General features: G+C 59.2%; 18 protein-coding genes and 3 pseudogenes. 6 read left to right on the top strand and 15 right to left on the bottom strand.

The window, feature by feature from the left end:
- Position 1 precedes the first annotated feature (1 nt).
- From ngg to RHM58_RS33195, 3 genes and pseudogenes are all read left to right on the top strand, one after another.
- Positions 2–1751, top strand: a pseudogene (ngg, locus tag RHM58_RS33185) (N-acetylglutaminylglutamine synthetase).
- Between the two features lie 105 nt (positions 1752–1856).
- Positions 1857–3048 (top strand): annotated as a pseudogene (locus RHM58_RS33190) (osmoprotectant NAGGN system M42 family peptidase).
- A 140-nt stretch (positions 3049–3188) separates the two neighbouring features.
- The gene (locus tag RHM58_RS33195) at positions 3189–3416 is read left to right on the top strand and encodes a YheU family protein (protein ID WP_007945785.1); all 228 of its coding nucleotides are present in this window, start codon (positions 3189–3191) and stop codon (positions 3414–3416) included.
- A 3-nt stretch (positions 3417–3419) separates the two neighbouring features.
- Here RHM58_RS33195 and csrA read toward each other — a convergent pair whose 3' ends face one another.
- The 3 genes from csrA to RHM58_RS33210 all read right to left on the bottom strand — a co-directional run bounded on the left by csrA (position 3420) and on the right by RHM58_RS33210 (position 4970).
- Positions 3420–3605, bottom strand: coding sequence for a carbon storage regulator CsrA (csrA, locus tag RHM58_RS33200; RefSeq protein ID WP_201205657.1), 186 nt, complete (start codon positions 3603–3605; stop codon positions 3420–3422).
- 152 nt (positions 3606–3757) lie between these two features.
- Positions 3758–4090, bottom strand: a complete 333-nt coding sequence (locus tag RHM58_RS33205) for a YnfA family protein (RefSeq protein ID WP_201205659.1) — start codon at positions 4088–4090, stop codon at positions 3758–3760.
- A gap of 64 nt (positions 4091–4154) precedes the next feature.
- Complete coding sequence (locus RHM58_RS33210) at positions 4155–4970, bottom strand: SDR family oxidoreductase (RefSeq protein ID WP_201205661.1); 816 nt, start codon at positions 4968–4970, stop codon at positions 4155–4157.
- A 328-nt stretch (positions 4971–5298) separates the two neighbouring features.
- Here RHM58_RS33210 and RHM58_RS33215 point away from each other — a divergent pair, with 328 nt between their 5' ends.
- Complete coding sequence (locus RHM58_RS33215; protein WP_201206751.1) at positions 5299–5457, top strand: DUF3309 family protein; 159 nt, start codon at positions 5299–5301, stop codon at positions 5455–5457.
- A 58-nt stretch (positions 5458–5515) separates the two neighbouring features.
- Here RHM58_RS33215 and RHM58_RS33220 read toward each other — a convergent pair whose 3' ends face one another.
- From RHM58_RS33220 to RHM58_RS33265, 10 genes are all read right to left on the bottom strand, one after another.
- A complete protein-coding gene (locus tag RHM58_RS33220; protein WP_322269307.1) occupies positions 5516–7609 on the bottom strand; it encodes an LTA synthase family protein in 2094 nt (697 codons plus the stop codon).
- Between the two features lie 405 nt (positions 7610–8014).
- Positions 8015–8620 carry an START domain-containing protein gene (locus RHM58_RS33225; protein ID WP_201205665.1) on the bottom strand — a complete coding sequence of 202 codons (606 nt, stop codon included), beginning with the start codon at positions 8618–8620 and terminating at the stop codon, positions 8015–8017.
- 40 nt (positions 8621–8660) lie between these two features.
- Complete coding sequence (locus tag RHM58_RS33230) at positions 8661–8915, bottom strand: YkgJ family cysteine cluster protein (protein WP_201205667.1); 255 nt, start codon at positions 8913–8915, stop codon at positions 8661–8663.
- Between the two features lie 166 nt (positions 8916–9081).
- On the bottom strand, positions 9082–9555 hold the full coding sequence (locus tag RHM58_RS33235; protein ID WP_201256923.1) for a translation initiation factor 2: 474 nt from the start codon (positions 9553–9555) through the stop codon (positions 9082–9084).
- Between the two features lie 90 nt (positions 9556–9645).
- Complete coding sequence (locus tag RHM58_RS33240) at positions 9646–11085, bottom strand: PLP-dependent aminotransferase family protein (protein ID WP_123510082.1); 1440 nt, start codon at positions 11083–11085, stop codon at positions 9646–9648.
- A gap of 201 nt (positions 11086–11286) precedes the next feature.
- Positions 11287–12099, bottom strand: coding sequence for an OmpA family protein (locus RHM58_RS33245; RefSeq protein ID WP_201205673.1), 813 nt, complete (start codon positions 12097–12099; stop codon positions 11287–11289).
- Complete coding sequence (locus RHM58_RS33250; protein WP_201205674.1) at positions 12096–12452, bottom strand: DUF4398 domain-containing protein; 357 nt, start codon at positions 12450–12452, stop codon at positions 12096–12098. Before RHM58_RS33250 ends, RHM58_RS33245 begins: the two co-directional genes overlap by 4 nt.
- A 9-nt stretch (positions 12453–12461) precedes the next feature.
- Positions 12462–13298: a substrate-binding periplasmic protein gene (locus tag RHM58_RS33255; protein ID WP_322269310.1), complete on the bottom strand. Its 837-nt coding sequence runs from the start codon at positions 13296–13298 to the stop codon at positions 12462–12464.
- Between the two features lie 79 nt (positions 13299–13377).
- Positions 13378–14307, bottom strand: a complete 930-nt coding sequence (locus RHM58_RS33260; RefSeq protein WP_201205677.1) for an electron transfer flavoprotein subunit alpha/FixB family protein — start codon at positions 14305–14307, stop codon at positions 13378–13380.
- Between the two features lie 2 nt (positions 14308–14309).
- Positions 14310–15059, bottom strand: coding sequence for an electron transfer flavoprotein subunit beta/FixA family protein (locus tag RHM58_RS33265; protein WP_201191463.1), 750 nt, complete (start codon positions 15057–15059; stop codon positions 14310–14312).
- A gap of 546 nt (positions 15060–15605) precedes the next feature.
- On the opposite strand from RHM58_RS33265, the pseudogene RHM58_RS33270 reads away from it, so the two are divergent.
- A pseudogene (locus RHM58_RS33270) lies at positions 15606–17269 on the top strand (electron transfer flavoprotein-ubiquinone oxidoreductase).
- A gap of 184 nt (positions 17270–17453) precedes the next feature.
- Here the strand turns inward: RHM58_RS33270 and RHM58_RS33275 are convergent.
- A complete protein-coding gene (locus RHM58_RS33275) occupies positions 17454–18344 on the bottom strand; it encodes an AraC family transcriptional regulator (RefSeq protein WP_201256924.1) in 891 nt (296 codons plus the stop codon).
- A 192-nt stretch (positions 18345–18536) separates the two neighbouring features.
- On the opposite strand from RHM58_RS33275, the gene RHM58_RS33280 reads away from it, so the two are divergent.
- Complete coding sequence (locus tag RHM58_RS33280) at positions 18537–19589, top strand: NAD(P)-dependent alcohol dehydrogenase (RefSeq protein WP_322269311.1); 1053 nt, start codon at positions 18537–18539, stop codon at positions 19587–19589.
- Here the strand turns inward: RHM58_RS33280 and RHM58_RS33285 are convergent, their stop codons facing one another.
- Positions 19590–20393 carry an IclR family transcriptional regulator gene (locus tag RHM58_RS33285; RefSeq protein WP_201205687.1) on the bottom strand — a complete coding sequence of 268 codons (804 nt, stop codon included), beginning with the start codon at positions 20391–20393 and terminating at the stop codon, positions 19590–19592. It lies immediately after the preceding gene.
- Positions 20394–20446: the final 53 nt, after the last annotated feature.

Below are 20446 nucleotides of genomic sequence, written 5' to 3' on the forward strand. Positions count from 1 at the left end.
GATGAAACCCCACGCCACGGCTTACAGCCAACGCTTGTTGCGCGGCCAGTCACCCTCCTACGAACGCTTGCAGGCGTGACCTGGCCGAGGACGGCAGTGAACTCGGCGCGGCACCGATTGCGGTGCATTGCGGTTGGGGCCGGCTGCTGATCGGCCATACCTTTCCCGATGCCGCGAGCATCGCCCAGGAGTTGCTCAACGAGCAGCCCGGCGAGCGCGACATCGCGCTGTATGTCGCCGCGCCCCAGCAGGTTTTGGGGCTGGAACCGGCGCAGTTGTTTCTCGACCCGTCGGACACTTTGCGCCTGTGGTTCAGCGATTACCGCCAGGCGACCCGAGTGTTTCGCGGCTTCCGGATTCGCCGGGCGCAGAGCGAGGCGGACTGGCAGGCGATCAATGTTCTGTATCAGGCCCGCGGCATGCTACCGATCGACGCGTCGTTGCTGACCCCACGTCATCAGGGCGGCCCGGTGTATTGGCTGGCCGAAGACGAGGACAGCGGCGTGATCATCGGCAGCGTCATGGGCCTCAATCATCATAAGGCCTACAACGATCCGGAAAACGGCAGCAGCCTCTGGTGCCTGGCGGTTGACCCACACTGCTCGCGGCCCGGCGTCGGCGAAGTATTGGTGCGGCATTTGATCGAGCACTTCATGAGTCGTGGGCTCAGCTACCTGGACCTGTCCGTGTTGCACGACAACCACCAAGCGAAAAGTCTTTACGCCAAGCTCGGTTTTCGCAACTTGTCGACCTTCGCCATCAAGCGCAAGAACGGCATTAATCAGCCGTTGTTCCTTGGGCCGGGGCCTGAGGCTGAATTCAATCCTTATGCGCGGATCATCGTCGAAGAAGCTCACCGTCGCGGCATTGATGTACAGGTCGACGACGCTGACGCCGGGATGTTTACCCTCAGTCATGGCGGGCGCCGGGTGCGTTGCCGCGAATCCCTGAGCGACCTGACCAGCGCCATCAGCATGAGCCTGTGCCAGGACAAAAGCCTGACCCACAAGGTGTTGAAAGCGGCCGGTCTAACCCTGCCCTCCCAGCAACTGGCCGGTAATGCCGACGACAACCTGGCGTTTCTCGACGAGCACCAACGGGTGGTGGTCAAGCCGCTGGACGGTGAACAGGGCCAGGGTGTGGCGGTGGATTTGCAGACGATCGAAGAGGTCCAGCAAGCCATCGACGCGGCGCGTCAGTTCGACACTCGGGTGTTGCTGGAAAGCTTCCACGAAGGTCTGGACCTGCGAATTGTAGTGATTGGCTTTGAGGTGGTCGCCGCAGCGATTCGGCGTCCGGCGGAAGTGGTTGGCGATGGGCAGCATTCAATCGGTGCGCTGATCGAAGCCCAAAGCCGTCGACGTCAGGCGGCCACCGGCGGTGAAAGCAAGATCCCGCAGGACCACGAAACCCAGCGCACCCTGCACGCGGCGGGTTACGACTACAGCAGCATTCTGCCGGCCGGAGAGCATCTGTTCGTACGGCGTACGGCGAATCTTCATACCGGCGGCGTGCTTGAGGATGTCACCGCGATCCTTCACCCGACACTGGTGGATGCCGCCGTGCGTGCGGCGCGGGCGCTGGATATCCCGATGGTCGGACTCGACCTGATGGTGCCGGCCGCCGACCAGCCGGAGTATGTGTTTATCGAAGCCAACGAGCGCGCCGGCCTGGCCAATCATGAACCGCAGCCGACGGCGGAGCGGTTTGTGGATTTGTTGTTTCCGCACAGTCAGCCGGCGGTTTCCTAGCGATGTAGCGCCTGGACTGGCTTGCTCGCGAAGGCGTCAGCCCAGGCAACAATTGTTTTTCCCTTCATCGAAACCATCGATGTTCGTTACTCATCAGGAGTTTCCATGACCAGCAAAATTCCCGAACCGGATCTCAACTACCTGCAAAAGGTCCTGCTGGAAATGCTCGCTATTCCCAGCCCGACCGGGTTCACCGACACCATCGTGCGTTACGTCGCCGAGCGGCTCGAAGAGCTGGGCATTCCGTTCGAAATGACCCGGCGCGGTACTATCCGCGCCACCCTCAAGGGCAAGAAGAACAGCCCGGACCGCGCGGTATCCGCTCACCTGGACACCATCGGCGCAGCCGTTCGGGCGGTGAAGGACAACGGGCGCCTGACCCTGGACACCGGTCGGCTGCTGGTCCAGCCGTTTTGCCGAGGGCAGCCGAGTCAGCCTGTTTACCGACAATGGCGTGATCCGTGGCAGCGTGTTGCCCTTGATGGCTTCCGGGCATGCGTTCAATACCGCAGTGGATGAAATGCCGATCAGTTGGGACCACATCGAATTACGGCTGGACGCCTACTGCGCCACTCGCGCCGATTGCGACTCTCTAGGCATTAGCGTCGGCGATTTCGTGGCGTTCGACCCGTTGCCGGAATTCACCGAAAGCGGCCACATCAGCGCTCGCCATCTCGACGACAAGGCCGGGGTTGCGGCCCTGTTGGCCGCGATGAAGGCGATTGTCGACAGCGGCGAAGAGTTGATGATCGACTGCCATCCGCTGTTCACCATCACCGAGGAAACCGGCAGTGGCGCGGCGGCAGCGTTACCGTGGGATGTCAGCGAATTCGTCGGCATCGACATCGCGCCGGTCGCACCCGGCCAGCATTCCAGCGAACACGCGGTGAGCGTGGCGATGCAGGATTCCGGCGGGCCGTATGACTATCACCTGTCGCGGCACCTGCTGCGCCTGGCCAGTGACAACGAATTGCCAGTGCGCCGTGACCTGTTCCGTTACTACTTCAGCGATGCCCATTCGGCGGTGACCGCCGGGCATGACATTCGCACAGCGTTGCTGGCGTTTGGCTGCGATGCGACTCACGGCTATGAGCGGACTCACATCGACAGTCTGGCGGCGCTGAGTCGTCTGCTCGGCGCGTACATCCTCAGCCCGCCCGTGTTTGCCAGCGATGCGCAACCGGCCAAGGGTTCGCTGGACCGGTTCAGTCATCAGATCGAACATGACACGCAGATGGAAAGCGATACGCGGGTGCCGTCGGTGGACAGTTTGGTGGGGCAGCGTAGCGATAGCTGAACCTGGCCTTGTGCTGATGGAAAAATCGCCTTCGCGAGGCTTACCCGCGAAGGCGTCAGATCAGACACCTCAGGACACCAAAGCTAGCCGCAATCCATCATTCGCCGTAGCATCGCGCCATTGTTTTCGCCGAGGTGCCCATGCTGATCCCCTATGACCAACTTGAAGTCGACACCCTGACCCGCCTGATCGAGGATTTCGTGACCCGCGACGGCACGGACAACGGTGATGACACACCGCTGGAAACCCGGGTGCTGCGAGTTCGCCAGGCACTGACCAAGGGCCAGGCGCTGATCGTTTTCGACCCGGAAAGCGAGCAGTGCCAGTTGATGCTCAAGCACGATGTGCCCAAGCACCTGTTCGACTGATCCTTAACGACCTTTGCTTTTCGCCAGTTTGGTCTGGATGCGTTCGTAGACCTCGGCCCGATGCACGTTGACGTTTTGCGGCGCTTCGACGCCGAAGCGTACGCTGCCGCCATTGACGGCCAGAATGCGCACGGAAATGTTGTCACCAATGGAAATCAACTCGCCTACAACTCGACTGAGTACAAGCATGGCATTCGTCCTTCAGGGTTACTGGCCCCTGAAGATGCCCCGCGTGCGTCGGCGCTTCAATGTGACAGCCGCAAATCAGTCCTGCCCTACGGCACAGGACGAATCCCCCGACAGACGCTTCATGCAAACCGTCTGGATGAAGGACCGTTCCTTCAGGATGCGGAGAAGCGCGGGCCGAACAGAATGACACTCGCACCGATCACGCACAGCGCCACGCCGATCCAGTCCGAGCCCAGCGGACGCACTCGCTCGACCACCGCCAGCCAGCCAATGGACGCAATGATGTAGATGCCACCGTAGGCGGCATAGGCGCGGCCGGCGTAGGTTGCTTCGACGCGAGTCAGCAGCAGGGCGAACAAGGTCAGGCTCAGCAATGCCGGGACAACCCACAAGGCACTCTTGCCCTGGCGCAGCCACATCCAGAACGCGAAGCAACCGGCGATTTCGAACAGCGCGGCGAGGAAAAACCACAAGTAATTGAGCATGCAGACGTCTCGTGAGGATGGCCGATGGCGGCCACCCTAACGGCGGTGCTGGCTGCGGGCAAGATCAGCTGGCGGTTTGTTTGGCCTTGGCGCGCATTTTGTCGGCCATGACGGTCATTTCGTTGTAGAGCAGTTGCGGGTTCTTCTGCTTGATCGCCCAGGCCATGCGGCCCTGCTCGTGGGGCAGGATCATGAACTCGCCGGCGGCCACCTGGGTGTAGATGTAGTCGGCAATGTCAGTGGCAGTGATCGGCGAACTTTCCAGCAACTTGCCGACCTGGGCTTTCATGGCCGGCGTCGGGCCGCGGAAAGAATCCAGCAGGTTGGTCTGGAAGAACGACGGGCAAACCACATGCACGCCGACTTCCTGCTGCGCCAGTTCGATCAGCAAGCTCTCGGACAATGCCACCACTCCGGCCTTGGCCACGTTGTAGTTGCTCATGGCCGGGCCTTGCATCAGGGCTGCCATCGACGCGATGTTGATGATCTTGCCTTTGCTTATTTCCAGCAGTGGCAGGAAGGCCTTGCACCCCTTGACCACGCCCATCAGGTTGATTGCGATCTGCCAGTCCCAGTCTTCCAGGGACAATTCGCTGAAGAACCCGCCCGAGGCCACGCCGGCGTTGTTGACGATGATGTCGATGCCACCCAGTTTCTCTTCGCAAGCCTGGGCGAACGCGGTCAGTTGGCTGTAATCGCGCACATCGCAACGCTGGGTAAAACCGTCGCCGCCCGCTTCGCGAACCAGCTTCAGGGTTTCTTGCAGGCCGGGTTCGCTGACATCCGACAAGGCCAGTTGCCAGCCTTCGCGGGCCCAGCGCAGCGCGATTTCGCGACCCAGGCCAGAGCCCGCGCCAGTGATCATCATGCGATTTTGCATAGCAAACAGCCTTGTTGTTCTGGGGAAGATGCCCCGAGTGTAGCGAAGGATATTGCCCGACCCACGCTCCATCAGATTGCTGAATGGTCCGGGCAAACCGGCGCGCGTCTTTGGATCGAGTCGCGGCCTTCGCGAAGAACGATAACGCGGTTCAACTAACCAACTAGCGAGACTGCATAAACGAAATAAGCCTGCTTTCTAAAAAACATTAAAAAACTTTGAATTATCTTTCGCACGCACCGGTCGGATTTTGTAAGCAGTTCGGATTTATCGCATTCCGGCTGATAGTTAAAACATTCGGTCAATCCAGAACACTTCCAGTAAGGAAATCGTCATGGGCACAATTCTTATCGTAATTCTGATCCTCTTGGTGATCGGTGGTTTGCCAGTCTTCCCGCACTCCAGAAGTTGGGGGTACGGCCCGTCAGGCATCCTCGGCGTGGTGTTGGTGGTGCTGTTGATTCTGCTCTTGCTTGGCAAGATATAAAGTTTTAAACAGGCAAAAAAAGAGGCCCTTGAAGGGCCTCTTTTTATTGGGTCACCGGTTAGTCCGGCTTGCCGTTCACCACACCGGCCGTATTATCCAGCAGGCTCTTGGTCGCGGTTTGCAGGAACGCCTCGAGTTTCAGCTTGAGGGCCGCCTCATCACTCGACTCTGGAATCACTTCGCCTTTCGGGTCAGCGCCCAATTCGTAGTGATAAAGCTTTGGCGGCATCTCTTTAGGCAATACCAGCACGCGGTCTGCGGTCAGCAATGCCACGGTCTGATCACTGCCCGAAGGCTTGATCACGCCGAAACCCTTGTCGCCTTCCGGCAGGTTCAGCAGGTCACGACCCCAGCATTGATGAACCACATCACCACCGACACGGCCCATGATGGTCGGCACGATGTCGATCTGGGTGCCCACGGTGTGGTCACGCTGACCGAATTTTTCCTGGATGCCAGGTGCGATCATCAGCATCGGCACGTTGAAGCGGCCCAGGTCCATTTCGGTGATCTGTTGCTCGTCGCCGAAACCATGGTCGCCGACAACCACGAACAGGGTTTCTTTGAAGTAAGGCTCTTTACGCGCCTTCTCGAAGAACTGACCCAGCGCCCAGTCGGAGTAGCGCATGGCGGTCAAGTGTTCGTTCAGGCTGCCACGATCGGTCACACGCTCTACCGGCAATGGCGTCGGCAAGGCGTACGGCGTGTGGTTGGACAGGGTTTGCAGCAAGGCATAGAACGGTTTTTTGTCCTTGCCATCACGTGCCTTCAGTTCTTCCAGGCCGCGGTTGAACATGTCCTGGTCGGACACGCCCCACGTCGGGTCGGAGAACACCGGGTTAACGAAGTCGTTGCGTCCGATGAAGTTGGTCATGCCCTGGTTGCTGAAGAAGCCCGACTGATTGTCCCAGGCAAAGTCACCGTTGTAGACGTACACGTCGTCGTAGTCACGGGCGCTGAGCAATTGCGGCAGGCCGGACAACTTGTGGCTGCCTTCCGGGGTTTGCATCAGGTATTCGAAACCCGGCAGGTTCGGGAAGCAGGCCATGGTGGCGAACATACCCTGGTGGGTATGGGTGCCGTTGGAGAAGAAGCGGTCGAACAGCAGGCCTTCCTTGGACAGTTTGTCGAAGGCTGGCGTGATGTTGCCCGGACGACCCAGCGCGCCCACCGAGTGACCGGCGAAGCTTTCCATCAGGATCACGACGACGTTCTTGATCGGCAGGGTCTTGGTGGTGTCCGGCGTGTAGTTACGGCGTACCGCGGCGATGTCGGGATCGACCAGTTTATCGCTCGGGGTCAGCAACATGTCACGCACGGTCTGCTGGGCCAATGGCTGATCCAGCGTGGCTTTCCAGATATTGCTGCGCTCGTCCGACATCCGGCTCTTGGCAGCAGCAATCAGTTGCAAGGTGCCGTTAAGGCCCAACTGGTTGGCGAAGTTGGAATCGGTGGTGTAAACGTCCCCCCAGCGCAGCGGCGGGCCTTGGCGCAGGGTGCCACGGGCGGCGACCACGCAGATCACAAGGCAAACCACGAACACCGCGATGCGCGCATACCACGGCGCAACCTGGCGCGTGCCGATGCTGCCACCGCTGAACGGACCACGAGGACGGGTCGCGCGGTCGGCGCCCTTGAACGCCAGGGTCAGGATCACGGTACCCACGGCCCAGGCCAGCAGGTAGCGAACCACCGGAAAACCGTACCAGAGCATGCTCATCACGGTTTTCGGGTCTTCTTTCACATACTGGAAGACCAGGCCGTTGAGGCGCTGGTGGAACTCGCGGTAGAAGTCCATTTCCATCAGGCCGAGGAACAGCGCGATGCTGGAGGTCACGGTCAGCCAGAAACGGAAGAGCCCGCGAGCCGCCATGGCCCGGGCACTGAACAGCGCCAACAGCAATGGAATAATGAGATAGACCACGATGCGCAGGTCGAAACGCAGACCGTTGGCAAAAGCCTCAAGGAAGGTCGCGGCTGGCGTATCGAGGATCATCGAGCGGTTGTAAACCAGCAGCGCGACGCGCAGCAGGCTGAACATGACCATCATGACCAGGGCGCACAGTAGCGTGTAGGCCAGATGCGATTTGACGGTCGGTTGCAGCAAGCGACTAGAAGCTCGCTGCTGATTCAGGGCGTCCGGGTTTGCCATGTCGTTTTAGGACCCATTGGAAGTTTAAGTTTCAAAAATATAGCTGCGCCCTGCCCTCTGTTGGCCAGTACCTGGCCCCGGGGCTTGCGCGGGTGCGCAAATGTTGCACGATCAGTCGCGTCATTGCCATTGATTACTGTTCGAGGCGTCCAACTCTGTGCTGTAGCGCTCTGGAACACGGGCATTGAGGCTAAGTCGTGGGGAAAGTGGCGAGGTCGGATTGTCTTGGAGACTTTGTGAAAATTTCGTGCAACGCATATCTGGAAACACAATAAAGCCGCTGCACTGATACCTCTCAGCCAAGCCCGCTCCCACATTGGATTGCGCACAACCGGCTGATATCGGCTCACCCCCAAACAAAAACGCCCCGAACTAAGTCGGGGCGTTCTCACAAGCGCGGCGCTGTTACTTCTCGGCGCGTTCTTTCAGGGCTTTCAAGGTATTAAACGGGGCATCGACCACGAACTTGTTAGCGATCATCGACGGCACACTGCCACCTGGCTCGGTGTGCACCTGATAGGTCACTTCGACCTGATCACCCTTGGGCACGAACTTCCAGAAGCCGTCGACCTTGGTGACCCGTACAAAGCCTTTTTCCTCAGGAATGTACTTCGGCACGCCTTCGAGTTTGCGGGTCAGGCTGCCATCGGCACCTTCGATGGTGGTGACGTGCAACACCGAATCACGCGCGGTCACTGGCCATGGAGTGTTGAACTGGGTGTAGGTCCAGCTCTGGTCGCCTTCGTGCTTCAGCAACTTCTGGGCTTTGCATTCGTGAATCCAGGTGCAGGCTCCCGCCACGTCTTCCTGGAGCGCACGCAGTTTGGCGATGGTGGTCTTCATCAGGGTGACGCCCTGATAGGCCTTGTAATCGGAACCGGCCACTTCACTCAGGGAAACCTTGATGCCGTCTTCGTTTTTGGCGACTTTCCAATCGTCGGCCTGAGCAGCCGAGGTGGCCAGCAGAACCGTCAAACCACACAGCACAGCAATACGATGCAGCGAACCCATAGTCTTATTCCTTATTGTTGAAGTTCCGTTCTTTGACACATCACGCGGCCGTCATTTGCTCCCACCAGCCAATCAACCGGATGGCTTCTTCACTGCTGTTTCCGCAGACCTCGACATCGGCTTCAAAGGCCGAACAGACTGCCGGGCGCTCTGCCTGGCCGAAAATATTGCACAAGTTTTCGACAGACAGTTGTATGCAACGTTCTCCGGCGGCTTTGCCATTGGGCATGCCGGGAATCGCTGAACTGATGGAAGGGGCAATACAACAAGCGCCACAGCCTTCACGGCATTTCATGACGACAAGCACCTCGCGACGGGCAATATGTAAAAGGGACGTGGCACAGAGTAACCGCTAAAACGACTGTTTAAAATTACCTGGACCGGGGTTTTTTCGCTCAAGCGAACGTGACTGAGCAGTCTCCGACGAAGTGTCTGGCCTGCGGCTTACAGATGGGCATGATTTACTGCTTGAACTCGAACTCCAGCGCCGCACCTTCAACGTCACGCCGCTCTTCGTTACGCAGTTGCAGCTGCATTTCGTTGCTGATCAGACGACCATTGAGTTGGAACTGACTGGTCTTGTCGCCGAACATTTGCGGCAGTACCCCGTCGTGTTTGGGCAATGCCACGGTACCGGAGGGTTTGAGCTGTTCAACCATGTGCTGAGGCAAGCTCAAGTCGAGACTGACGGGAGGCAGTTGGGTTTTCACCACTTCGCTGGCCGGCTTGGACTTGGAAGCAATCGGCGGACGTTTCTTTATCGGCGTGGCTTTCTTTTGGACCGGAGCCGCTTTTTTGGCCGCAACCGGCTTCTTCGTCGTTGTCTGGGTGGTGTTGGTGGCCGGGTTTTCCTGAGCAGCCGCCATGACACCTTCCGGTAACACAGTCATCAACAGGCAAATCGACAGCCCGACGGCAGTAAAAATCGGTTTCATGGACCCAACGGCGCTAACGGCAGAGGTCCATATGCTCGCTTGTTGGAAGCGACATGACAAGCGCGGGCAGTGGATGTCCTGCCCGCGGAATCAAAAACCGCTGGCCGTCTCCTGGCAGAGTTGGGTCGCCAGCATGCCAAGCGTCATCAATGCCCGCTCGGCCTCGCGGTTCCAGGGTGTGCCACAGTTCAGGCGAATGCAGTGATTGAACTGCTCCGTATTACTGAAAATCAGCCCCGGCGCAATACTGATGCCCTGCTGCAGTGCGCGCACATGCAACTCCTGAGTGTTGACCCGTCCCGGCAGACTGACCCACAGAATAAAGCCACCCGTTGGCCGACTCATCTGCGTACCCTCAGGGAAATACTGCTGTACCGCCAACTGGAAAGCGCTGAGGTTTTTGCGATACTCCTGACGGATATAGCGCAAATGCCGGTCGTAGCCACCGTTTTCCAGGTACGCCGCGATGCCCATCTGCGTGACGCTGCACGCCGAATGGGTGCTGAACGTTTGCAAACGCTGGATCTCCTGCTGGTACTTGCCGGCAATCATCCAGCCGATCCGCACCCCCGGCGACAGGGTTTTGGAGAAGCTTGAGCAATAGATCACCCGATCCAAACGGTCGTAAGCCTTGAGCGCTTTGGTACGGCCCTGCTCGAACATCAATTCGCCATAGATATCGTCTTCGACGATCTGGATGTCGAAATCCGAGGCCAGGCGCAGCAATTGCTTCTGGCGCTCTTCAGGCATGGTGCCGCCCAGCGGATTGCTCAGGCGGGTGGTCAGCACCAAGGCCTTGATCGACCACTGGTTCGCGGCCAGTTGCAAGGCTTCCAGGCTCATGCCGGTGGCGGGATCGCTGGGAATTTCGATGACTTTTAGACCGAGCAAGTCGGCCAGTTGCAGCAGTCCGTAATAGGTCGGTGACTCGGCGGCGATCAGGTCGCCCGGCCGGGTCAGGACCCGAAGCGACATCTGCAAGGCATCGACGCAACCGTGGGTGATCACCACTTCAGACGGATCGACCACCACGCCAGCATCGCGCATGCGGATCGCGACCTGACGGCGCAACGGTTCGAAACCTGGGCTGAACATGTAGCTGAACGCCCGCGGACTATGAAATCGGGTGACCTTGGCCAACTGCTGATGCAGCGCCCGCACCGGCAAATAGTCGACGCTCGGCACGGCAGCGCCCAGAGGGAAGACGCCCTCGCGACGGGATTCAACCAGTACTTGCTGAATGATGCTGCTGCGGGTAACCAGCCCAGGCCGTTCGACCCTGGCAATGTCGGGTGTCGGCGCGGTCAGGGCCGGGGTCTGGTGCACGTAATAACCGGACTGCGGCCGGGCGCGGATCAGGCCCTGGTCTTCGAGGTTGGCGTAAGCCTGCAATACCGTTGCATGGCTGACATTGAGCTGCGAGCTCATCTTACGCACCGAAGGCACGCGCTCCCCCGGTTGGTAGACACCACGGCGGATGTCCTCGGCCAGTTGCTGAGCAATACGTTGGTAGAGCAAAAGATTGGTCATGACGCAGCACTCGATTTCACGGGCATTTTATTCTTGTGTGAAACAATACCGGAACAGTTTAGAAGTGTACTGGGACAGTTGCCACAATAGTCGACCGTACAGTGCGGTGTCAGCAAAATCTGTACTGCTTTGCGAAGCAATTGGCAGGCGCAAAAAAACCCGGCGCTGACTGGCAGGCCGGGTTTTCCAGTGACGCAGCCCTTATCGGGCGGCGCCGAGCTGGCCTTTTTCGTCGGAGAACACAATTTCCACCCGACGGTTCTGCGCGCGACCGCGCTCAGTGGCGTTCACGTCTACCGGGTATTCATCGCCGTAGCCTTCGACCTGAATGCGTTTGTCTTCGATGCCCAGGTCCATCAGCACGTCTGCCACCGATTGCGCACGGTCGCGGGACAGCTTGAGATTGTCCTGCTTGCCGCCGGTGCTGTCGGTGTAGCCCTCGATCCGCACCACGCGCTTGGGATTGAGCTGCAGGAACTGAACGATCTTCAGCACCACACGGTTCGCCGAGTTCTTCAACTCTGCTTCGCCGGTGTCAAACAATACGTCGCCCAAGGTCATCACCAGCCCGCGATCAGTCTGGGTGGTGGCCAGCGCCACGATCTGTTCTTCCAGCCACTTGCCCTGCTGCTGCACGCTGAGCAACTTGGATTCGCGCAGGGCCAGTTGCAGGCGCTGACGCTCCAGTTCGAGCTTCGCGGCTTGCTCCTCGTTGAGCACCTGATTGGTGTGTTCGCGGGCAATTTCGCTGTAGCGCTGGCTCAGATACGCGTAATGCACCACGTCGTAACCGCTACCCCAGTAGGTGGACAGGCGATCGGCCCGAGCCAGGGACTCGCCGGCGCGGATAACGTCCTTGGGCGCGATTCGCAGCACGTTGGAATCTTCCTTGACCTTCTGGAAGTCCGTACCAGCCTGCTGCAACGCGACGTCGCTGTGCTGACCGGCGCAGCCATACAGGCTGGCGCAGCCTGCCAGGATCAAACCACCGATTGCTTTGGTCTTGAGGCTCATTGGGCATCTCCCAGTTGCTTGCGCAGACGAGCGATGCGGGTATTGAGTACGTCCAACTGCTCCTGGCTCTTGAGGGTCAGGACCTTGGCTTCGGCCAGACGCGCGTCCAGCTCGGCTTGTTCGGCCCGCATGCGCGCATTCCTGTAGGACTGGTCGGTCATGTTGCCCTTGGCACGGTTGAACTTGTCTTCGGCCAGTTTCAGTTCTGGCACATCATCAACAGTGGCGCCAACGGCTTTGGCTTGTTCGAGTGCCTGCTCGGTCAGGCGTATTTGTTCATTCGGCGCCGGATCGGCTGCACAACCCGCCAGAGCCAGAACGGCCAGGGCAGCGAAAAGAGGTCGAATACTCACTAAAAATCCCTACTGTTTTGGGGTACTGGCGGGTTGTGGCTGCAGTTGCTGTTGTTGCGCCTTCCAGCGCTCGATATTGCGTTGCAGCACGGCTTCCGTCAGTCCGGACGCGGGCAATTCTGTCATCTTTTTGGCCAGCTGTCCGCGCAACCAAGGATCGTTGCAGGCGGAGTTATGGGAAACCGCGAGGAACAGGCCAGGTTTGTCGACCGGCTGCGGGAATGCCTGCAGGTCATTGACCATGCCCAATGCCTGCGCGGCGGCCATGCCCGCGTAGCGCCCGGCGAGTACATATTCCACCTCACCCAACAGCAATTTCTGAAAGGCCTGGGTCAGGTTTGGAGTACGGCTGAGGGTTAATTGCTGCTCGGCGAAAGTGCCGAATTCCTGGGTCAATCTAGCCTTTTCCGACACGGCGCCGGGATGTCCGTGCAGGTCTTTCGCTTCGCTGTAGGCCAGGGCCGAGCCTTTGCGAGTCCAAACCAGATAGTCGTTTTCCAGCAGCGGCGGGTGGATGTAATCGAGATTTTCCAACTCATTGAACGTCAACGGTGCGTCCGCCAGCATGTCCATGCGCCCGCTGCGCACTTCGTCCAGAGCCTGGGAGCGTTTGCCGGCGTAGAGCATTTCGACCTTGATGCCCAACTCCCCCGCCACTTGCTGCAACAAGTCAGCACTGGCGCCGATCAGATGTTTGGGGTTTTGCGGGTCTTGCCACAGATAAGGCGGCGCATCCGGGCTGCCGGTGACCACCAGGCGCTCACACTTGCCCGCGGCGACAGTTAGCCCTGGAAAAACCGCCAATCCCATCAGCAATGACCAGCCACATAGGCGGCGCAGATCCATGGCAAAGCTCTCCCACTCAAATTCGGAACAAAAAAAGCCCGACCAAAAGGTCGGGCTCTTTATAAGTCAAGCGACTGGATTAGACCAGTTTCTCGAACTCAGGGATTGCTTCGAACAGGTCTGCCACCAGGCCATAATCGGCCACCTGGAAGATCGGCGCTTCTTCGTCCTTGTTGATCGCAACGATCACTTTGGAGTCTTTCATGCCGGCCAGGTGCTGGATCGCGCCGGAGATACCGACCGCGATGTACAGCTGTGGAGCAACGATCTTGCCGGTCTGACCGACCTGCATGTCGTTGGGTACGAAACCTGCGTCGACCGCAGCGCGGGAAGCGCCGACTGCCGCGCCCAGCTTGTCGGCCAGGGCGTACAGGTGTTTGAAGTTGTCGCCGTTCTGCATGCCGCGGCCGCCGGAAACGACGATTTTGGCAGCGGTCAGTTCCGGACGATCGGACTTGGCCAGTTCTTCGCCAACGAAGCTGGAAGTGCCAGCGTCGTGAGCAGCAGCAACCGCTTCAACCGAAGCCGAACCACCTTCAGCGGCAACCGGGTCGAAACCGGTGGCACGCACGGTGATCACTTTGACCGCAGCGTTCGATTGAACGGTAGCGATGGCGTTACCGGCATAGATCGGGCGCTTGAAGGTGTCAGCGCTTTCAACCGAGATGATCTCGGAGATCTGGTCAACGTCCAGCTGAGCGGCAACGCGCGGGAGGATGTTTTTACCGTTGGAAGTCGCGGCAGCCAGGATGTGGCTGTAACCAGCGCCCAACTCTGCAACCAGAGGAGCGACGTTTTCCGGCAGTTGGTGAGCGTAGGCGGCGTTGTCGGCCACCAGCACTTTAGCTACGCCTGCGATTTTCGCGGCGGCTTCAGCCACGGCGCCAACGTTCTGGCCAGCGACCAATACGTGGATGTCGCCACCGATTTTCGCAGCGGCAGCCACGGTGTTCAGGGTGGCCGGGGCCACTACCTTGTTGTCGTGCTCTGCGATTACCAAGATAGTCATGATTAGATTACCTTCGCTTCGTTTTTCAGTTTCTCGACCAGTTCAGCCACCGACTTGACCTTGATACCCGCGCTGCGTGCAGCCGGCGCTTCGACTTTCACGGTCTTGTTGGTGGAGGCGGTGGAAACGCCCAAAGCTTCAGGAGTCAGCACTTCGAGAGGCTTCTTCTTGGCTTTCATGATGTTTGGCAGGGACGCGTAGCGCGGCTCGTTCAAACGCAGGTCGGTGGTGACGATGGCCGGCAGTTTCAGGGAAACGGTCTGCGCGCCGCCGTCGACTTCACGGGTCACGGCAACGCTGTCGCCGGACACTTCAACTTTCGAAGCGAAGGTGCCCTGACCGTAGCCGCTCAGTGCAGCGAGCATCTGGCCAGTCTGGTTGTTGTCGCTGTCGATCGCTTGTTTGCCGAGGATCACCAGCTGAGGCTGTTCCTTGTCGACAACGGCTTTCAACAGTTTGGCAACGGCCAGGGACGTCAGATCTTCAGCGGATTCGACGAGGATGGCGCGGTCGGCACCCAGAGCCAGCGCGGTGCGCAGTTGCTCTTGGGCGGTGGACGGGCCGATCGAGACGACGACGATTTCAGTCGCAACACCTTTCTCTTTCAGGCGTACGGCTTCTTCCACTGCGATTTCGCAGAACGGGTTCATCGACATCTTCACGTTGGCGAGGTCGACGCCGGAATTGTCCGCCTTGACGCGAACCTTGACGTTGTAATCCACAACGCGTTTGACAGCTACAAGAACCTTCATGGATTCCTCGTTACTCTCCGGTGAAAAGAAAGTCGCCTAGGCGAACCTGGCGGTTGATGCTCGTGGGCGCAAGGGCACCTCTAAAAACGCTGGCATCTGAACGGGGTGACACTGTTCGCAGTAGATGACGACCGTTCGTCAGTGGTGACTGACGAGTCATTCATTACCGCGGCGTGTAAACTGCGCGCCGAATCTTCGCTGCGCATCACCTTGTACTGCCATCGCCCTGTCTTTAGAGGTGCTCTTGAAACCAACAGTCAGCCTACGGCGAGCGCAAAACCGCCCGTATCTTGACCGGAACGCCTATTCCGGTCAATACGGCAAAATGGCCAGTCATAAGCCGAGTTACTTTGATTTCTCTGGCCTGGAGCCGATTCAAACAAACGTTTGTATTGGACGCTAGGAGTGGTGTAGATATAATGCGCCACCTAGAGAGAAAGGTGGTTCATCGATTGTCCACTTCCGGCATTGCGCTGGGGTTCATGGATGCGACACCAAACCTCCATATTAGAAAAAAACTGTTGAGCCTTGAGTAGGAGATAACCTGTGGAACGCGAATACATGGAATTCGACGTGGTCATCGTCGGTGCCGGCCCCGCGGGTCTTTCCGCCGCTTGCCGCTTGAAGCAGAAAGCCGCCGAAGCCGGTAAGGAAATCAGCGTCTGCGTGGTCGAAAAAGGCTCCGAAGTCGGTGCTCACATCCTGTCCGGTGCGGTGTTCGAACCCCGCGCCCTGAACGAATTGTTCCCGGACTGGAAAGAACTCGGCGCCCCGCTGAACACGCCGGTCACCCGCGATGACATCTTCGTTCTCAAGAACGCCGACAGCGCGCAAAAATTCCAGACCTCCTTGTGCCCAAGACCATGCACAACGAAGGCAACTACATTATCTCCCTGGGCAACCTGTGCCGCTGGCTGGCCCAGCAAGCCGAGAACCTGGGCGTAGAAATCTACCCAGGCTTCGCCGCTCAGGAAGCGCTGTTCGACGAGAACGGCGTAGTCCGCGGGATCATCACCGGTGATCTGGGCGTTGACCGCGAAGGCCATCCGAAAGAAGGCCTGTACACCCCAGGCATGGAACTGCGTGGCAAGTACACGCTGTTCGCCGAAGGTTGCCGTGGCCACATCGGCAAGCAACTGATCAAGCGCTTCAACCTCGACAGCGAAGCCGACGCCCAGCACTACGGCATTGGCCTGAAAGAAATCTGGGAAATCGACCCGGCCAAGCATCAGCCAGGCCTGGTGGTGCACACCGCCGGTTGGCCGCTGGACATCATGGGCACCGAGAACACCGGGGGCTCGTTCCTCTATCACCTGGAAAACAACCAGGTGGTGGTCGGTCTGATCGTCGATCTTTCCTACAGCAACACTTACTTGTCGCCATTCGATGAATTCCAGCGCCTCAAGCATCACCCGGTGCTCAAGCAGTATCTGGAAGGCGGCAAACGCATCAGCTACGGCGCTCGCGCGATCGCCAAGGGCGGCCTGAACTCGCTGCCGAAAATGGTCTTCAAGGGCGGCGCGCTGATCGGTTGCGACCTCGGCACCCTGAACTTCGCCAAGATCAAAGGCAGCCACACCGCGATGAAGTCCGGCATGCTCGCCGCTGAATCGGTGGCCGAGGCGTTGTTCGCTGACAAGGACGGCACCGAAGAGCTGACCACCTACGTCGACGCCTTCAAGAAGAGCTGGCTCTACGATGAACTTTTCGCCAGCCGCAACTTCGGCCCGGCGATCCACAAGTTCGGCGCTATCGTTGGTGGCGGTTTCAACTGGCTCGACCAGAACATCTTCGGCGGCAAACTGCCGTTCACCTTGCACGACACCAAGCCGGATTACGCTTGCCTGAAGCTCGCGGCGGACTGCAAGAAGATCGACTACCCGAAACCGGACGGCAAGATCAGCTTCGACAAACTCAGCTCGGTGTTCATCTCCGGTACCAACCACGAAGAAGAGCAACCGTGCCACCTGAAGCTGACCGACCCGAGCATCCCGATCAGCAAAAACCTGCCGCTGTACGATGAGCCCGCCCAGCGTTATTGCCCGGCCGGTGTGTACGAAGTGGTGACCAAGGAAGACGGCGAGAAGCGCTTCCAGATCAACGCCCAGAACTGCGTTCACTGCAAGACCTGCGACATCAAGGACCCTTCGCAGAACATCACCTGGGTGGCACCGGAAGGCTCTGGCGGCCCGACTTACCCGAACATGTAAGCCGAACGCTTGAACATCAAGGCTCCCGAAATGGGGGCCTTTTTGTTGCCCACGATTCAAGCAACAACACAAGCCCCCTGTGGGAGCGAGCTTGCTCGCGATAGCAACTTATCATTCAACATCAATGCAAGCTGACCCACCGCCATCGCGAGCAAGCTCGCTCCCACAGGGAATCAACGTCAACTCAAGCGGCGCGCTCATCCCCGGGATTACGCTCAAAGTAGCGCTTGTACTCGCGACTGAACTGCGACGTACTCTGATACCCCACCCGGTGCGCGACCTGCGCCACGCCCAACCCTTCCGACATCAACAACTGCTGCGCCTTGAGCAACCGCAAGCGCTTCAAATACTGCACTGGCGACAACAACGTGCTGCGCTTGAAATGCTCATGAAAGGTCGACGCACTCATGTTCGCGCAACTGGCCAGGGTCTCGACATTCAACGGCTCGGTGAAATGCCCGTGCAGATGGTTGAGTGAAGCCGCAATCCGCGCGAACTGTCCCTGCTGCTCCACCAGCGCGCGCAATACATCAGCCTGCGGACCACGCAATGCGACGAACAACAATTCCCGCAAACGCGCCTGGCCCATGATCTGGCATTCCAGCGGATCGTGCAGACAGCGCAACAACCGCTCCACGCAACCGCGCATGCCATCATCGAGCACCGTCGAGGTCATGGACTCCAGTGTCTGCGCAGGAATGTTACGCCCCGACACCAGCCCCATGGCCAACACCAATTCGCCAAGCAGTACCCGGTCGATGGCGATGGAAATCCCCAGCATCGGCCCCTCCGGCGCGGCAAAGGTTTCGCACTCGAACGGCACCGGCAGCGCCTGAATCAGATAATGCCCGGCGCCATATTCCAGCGTACGAGCCCCCAAATACGCCAGTTTGCTGCCCTGAACGATGATGACCAGGCTCGGCTCATAGATCTGCGGACCACGGGCCACATCGCAACTGGCGCGCAACACCTGCACACCCGGCAACGCCGTCGGGGCGAAACCGTCGCGATTGGTCAGAGGTTGGAGCAGTGAAACCAACGTGGCATTGGCATCGAGATGACGGGTCAACAACATGGGAAGTTCATCACAGAAAAAGTTGCAGAAATCGGGATGAAAACATCATCGCAGGTCTGAGGACCAATGCGACCAATCCGAGGCACATGCCGGAGGATTAGGCATGACACCCGGAGGAATCGCCATGGCCGCCCTCAGGCACCACGCCCAGAATGGCCCACCTCACCTGTCACCGTTTTTGCGAGGTTCCTCATGTACACCGCTATCGGATACGCCGCCCAGTCGGCCACCACTCCCCTCGCCCCCGTGAAATTTGAACGCCGCAGCCCTCGGGCCAACGACGTGGCGATCGAGATTCTCTACTGCGGCGTCTGCCACTCCGACATCCACCAGGCACGCAACGAATGGGGCATTGCCGTTTACCCGCTGATGCCTGGCCACGAGATCGTGGGTAAAGTTACCGCCATCGGTACGAACGTGACCAAGCACAAAATCGGCGATCTGGTCGGCGTCGGTTGCATGGTCGATTCCTGCCGCAGCTGCGAAGCCTGCCAATCCAACCTCGAGCAATACTGCCTCGAAGGCCCGACCATGACCTACGCCACCCCGGACCGGGTCGATGGCAGCAACACCATGGGCGGCTACTCCGACAGCATCGTGGTCAGCGAGCACTTCGTGGTGCGCATTCCGGAAAAACTCGACCTGGCCAGTGCCGCGCCGATTCTCTGCGCCGGTATCACCACTTACTCGCCGCTCAAGCACTACGGCGTGAAGGCAGGCGACAAGGTCGGGATTCTCGGCATGGGCGGCCTCGGCCACATGGGCATCAAGTTCGCCAAGGCCATGGGCGCTGAAGTGACGTTGTTCACCCGCTCGGCGAGCAAGGCTGAAGAAGCTCGCCGTCAGGGCGCGGACCACGTGATTGTGTCCACCGATGCTGAGCAGATGAAAGCTGCGGCCGGCCATTTCAACTTCCTGCTGGACACCATTCCGGTGCAGCACGACCTCAATCCCTACCTCGATACACTCCGTTTCGACGGTGTGCACATTCTGGTGGGCTTGATCGAACCGGTCGATCCGCCGGTGCATGCAGCCAAACTGGTGTTGGGTCGTCGAGTGCTGGCCGGCTCGCTGATCGGTGGCGTCGCAGAAACCCAGGAAGTGCTGGATTTCTGCGCCGAGCACAACATCACCTGCGACATCGAGATGCTCAACATCCATCAGATCAACGAAGCGTTCACCCGCATGATTGCCGGTGATGTGAAATACCGCTTCGTGATCGACATGGCGACGCTCAAGGTCTGATCAGACTTTAGCCCCGAGCTCCGCCGAGAGCCGAGCCGTGACCCCTTTGATCAGGGGAATCAGCTCGGCCATTTTTTCCAGCGGCATGTACGGCACCGTACTGGCGATGCTGATGCCAGCAACGATGCGCTTACTGGCATCACGGATCGGCGCTGCCACGCAGCGGATCGACGGTTCGTTGTCTTCCAGATCGAACGCGTAACCGCCCGCCACATATTCAACCATGCGCTGCTGAAATTGCTCCCAGGACTGCTCCGGGTGCTGCGGCCAGAACTGACTTTTCCCACCCGCCGGCAGACTGACTTCGTACAGCCGTTTCCAGTCTTCCTGCGTGTCATCGAGCATCAGCGCCTTGCCGATCCCGGTGCGCGCCAACGGCATACGATGGCCAACCCGTGAACGCATTTCCGGGCCGTTGCGCCCCGGATTCTTGTGCAGGTACAGCACCTCGTCGCCCTCCCGGATCGCCAAGTGAACGGTGTCGCCGGTCAATGCCGACAACTCATCCAGATACGGCCCGGCCAAGGTCACCAATGGCAACTCTTCGCGCGCCTGGAAACCCAGCTCGATCAGCTTCGGCCCCAGCAAATAACCGACTTGCGGGACCACACGCAGGTAACGCTCGTCCACCAGGCAACTGGCCAGACGATGGGTGGTGCTACGCGTGGTGCCGATCAGTCGGGCGATTTCCTTGAGATCGCGGGCGCCACTGGCCACGGCCTGAACCACACCCAAACCACGAAGCAGTGTCTGGGTGCCGGTCGGCGCGGCGTCCTTGGCGATTTTTGGGGCGTCTTCCTGCATATCCAGCCTTTACCGTTGAGCGAGTGAACGGGCGGCATTATGGTCGCCCGACG

It is taken from the genome of Pseudomonas sp. 10S4 (assembly GCF_034344865.1).
Classification (GTDB): domain Bacteria; phylum Pseudomonadota; class Gammaproteobacteria; order Pseudomonadales; family Pseudomonadaceae; genus Aquipseudomonas.

Coding starts and splice junctions, on each gene's coding strand:
- RHM58_RS33195 (WP_007945785.1), top strand. CDS start 3,189: ATGCTGATCCCCTATGACCAACTTGAAGTCGACACCCTGACCCGCCTG.
- csrA (WP_201205657.1), bottom strand. CDS start 3,605: ATGCTTGTACTCAGTCGAGTTGTAGGCGAGTTGATTTCCATTGGTGAC.
- RHM58_RS33205 (WP_201205659.1), bottom strand. CDS start 4,090: ATGCTCAATTACTTGTGGTTTTTCCTCGCCGCGCTGTTCGAAATCGCC.
- RHM58_RS33210 (WP_201205661.1), bottom strand. CDS start 4,970: ATGCAAAATCGCATGATGATCACTGGCGCGGGCTCTGGCCTGGGTCGC.
- RHM58_RS33220 (WP_322269307.1), bottom strand. CDS start 7,609: ATGGCAAACCCGGACGCCCTGAATCAGCAGCGAGCTTCTAGTCGCTTG.
- RHM58_RS33225 (WP_201205665.1), bottom strand. CDS start 8,620: ATGGGTTCGCTGCATCGTATTGCTGTGCTGTGTGGTTTGACGGTTCTG.
- RHM58_RS33230 (WP_201205667.1), bottom strand. CDS start 8,915: ATGAAATGCCGTGAAGGCTGTGGCGCTTGTTGTATTGCCCCTTCCATC.
- RHM58_RS33235 (WP_201256923.1), bottom strand. CDS start 9,555: ATGAAACCGATTTTTACTGCCGTCGGGCTGTCGATTTGCCTGTTGATG.
- RHM58_RS33240 (WP_123510082.1), bottom strand. CDS start 11,085: ATGACCAATCTTTTGCTCTACCAACGTATTGCTCAGCAACTGGCCGAG.
- RHM58_RS33245 (WP_201205673.1), bottom strand. CDS start 12,099: ATGAGCCTCAAGACCAAAGCAATCGGTGGTTTGATCCTGGCAGGCTGC.
- RHM58_RS33255 (WP_322269310.1), bottom strand. CDS start 13,298: ATGGATCTGCGCCGCCTATGTGGCTGGTCATTGCTGATGGGATTGGCG.
- RHM58_RS33260 (WP_201205677.1), bottom strand. CDS start 14,307: ATGACTATCTTGGTAATCGCAGAGCACGACAACAAGGTAGTGGCCCCG.
- RHM58_RS33265 (WP_201191463.1), bottom strand. CDS start 15,059: ATGAAGGTTCTTGTAGCTGTCAAACGCGTTGTGGATTACAACGTCAAG.
- RHM58_RS33275 (WP_201256924.1), bottom strand. CDS start 18,344: ATGTTGTTGACCCGTCATCTCGATGCCAATGCCACGTTGGTTTCACTG.
- RHM58_RS33280 (WP_322269311.1), top strand. CDS start 18,537: ATGTACACCGCTATCGGATACGCCGCCCAGTCGGCCACCACTCCCCTC.
- RHM58_RS33285 (WP_201205687.1), bottom strand. CDS start 20,393: ATGCAGGAAGACGCCCCAAAAATCGCCAAGGACGCCGCGCCGACCGGC.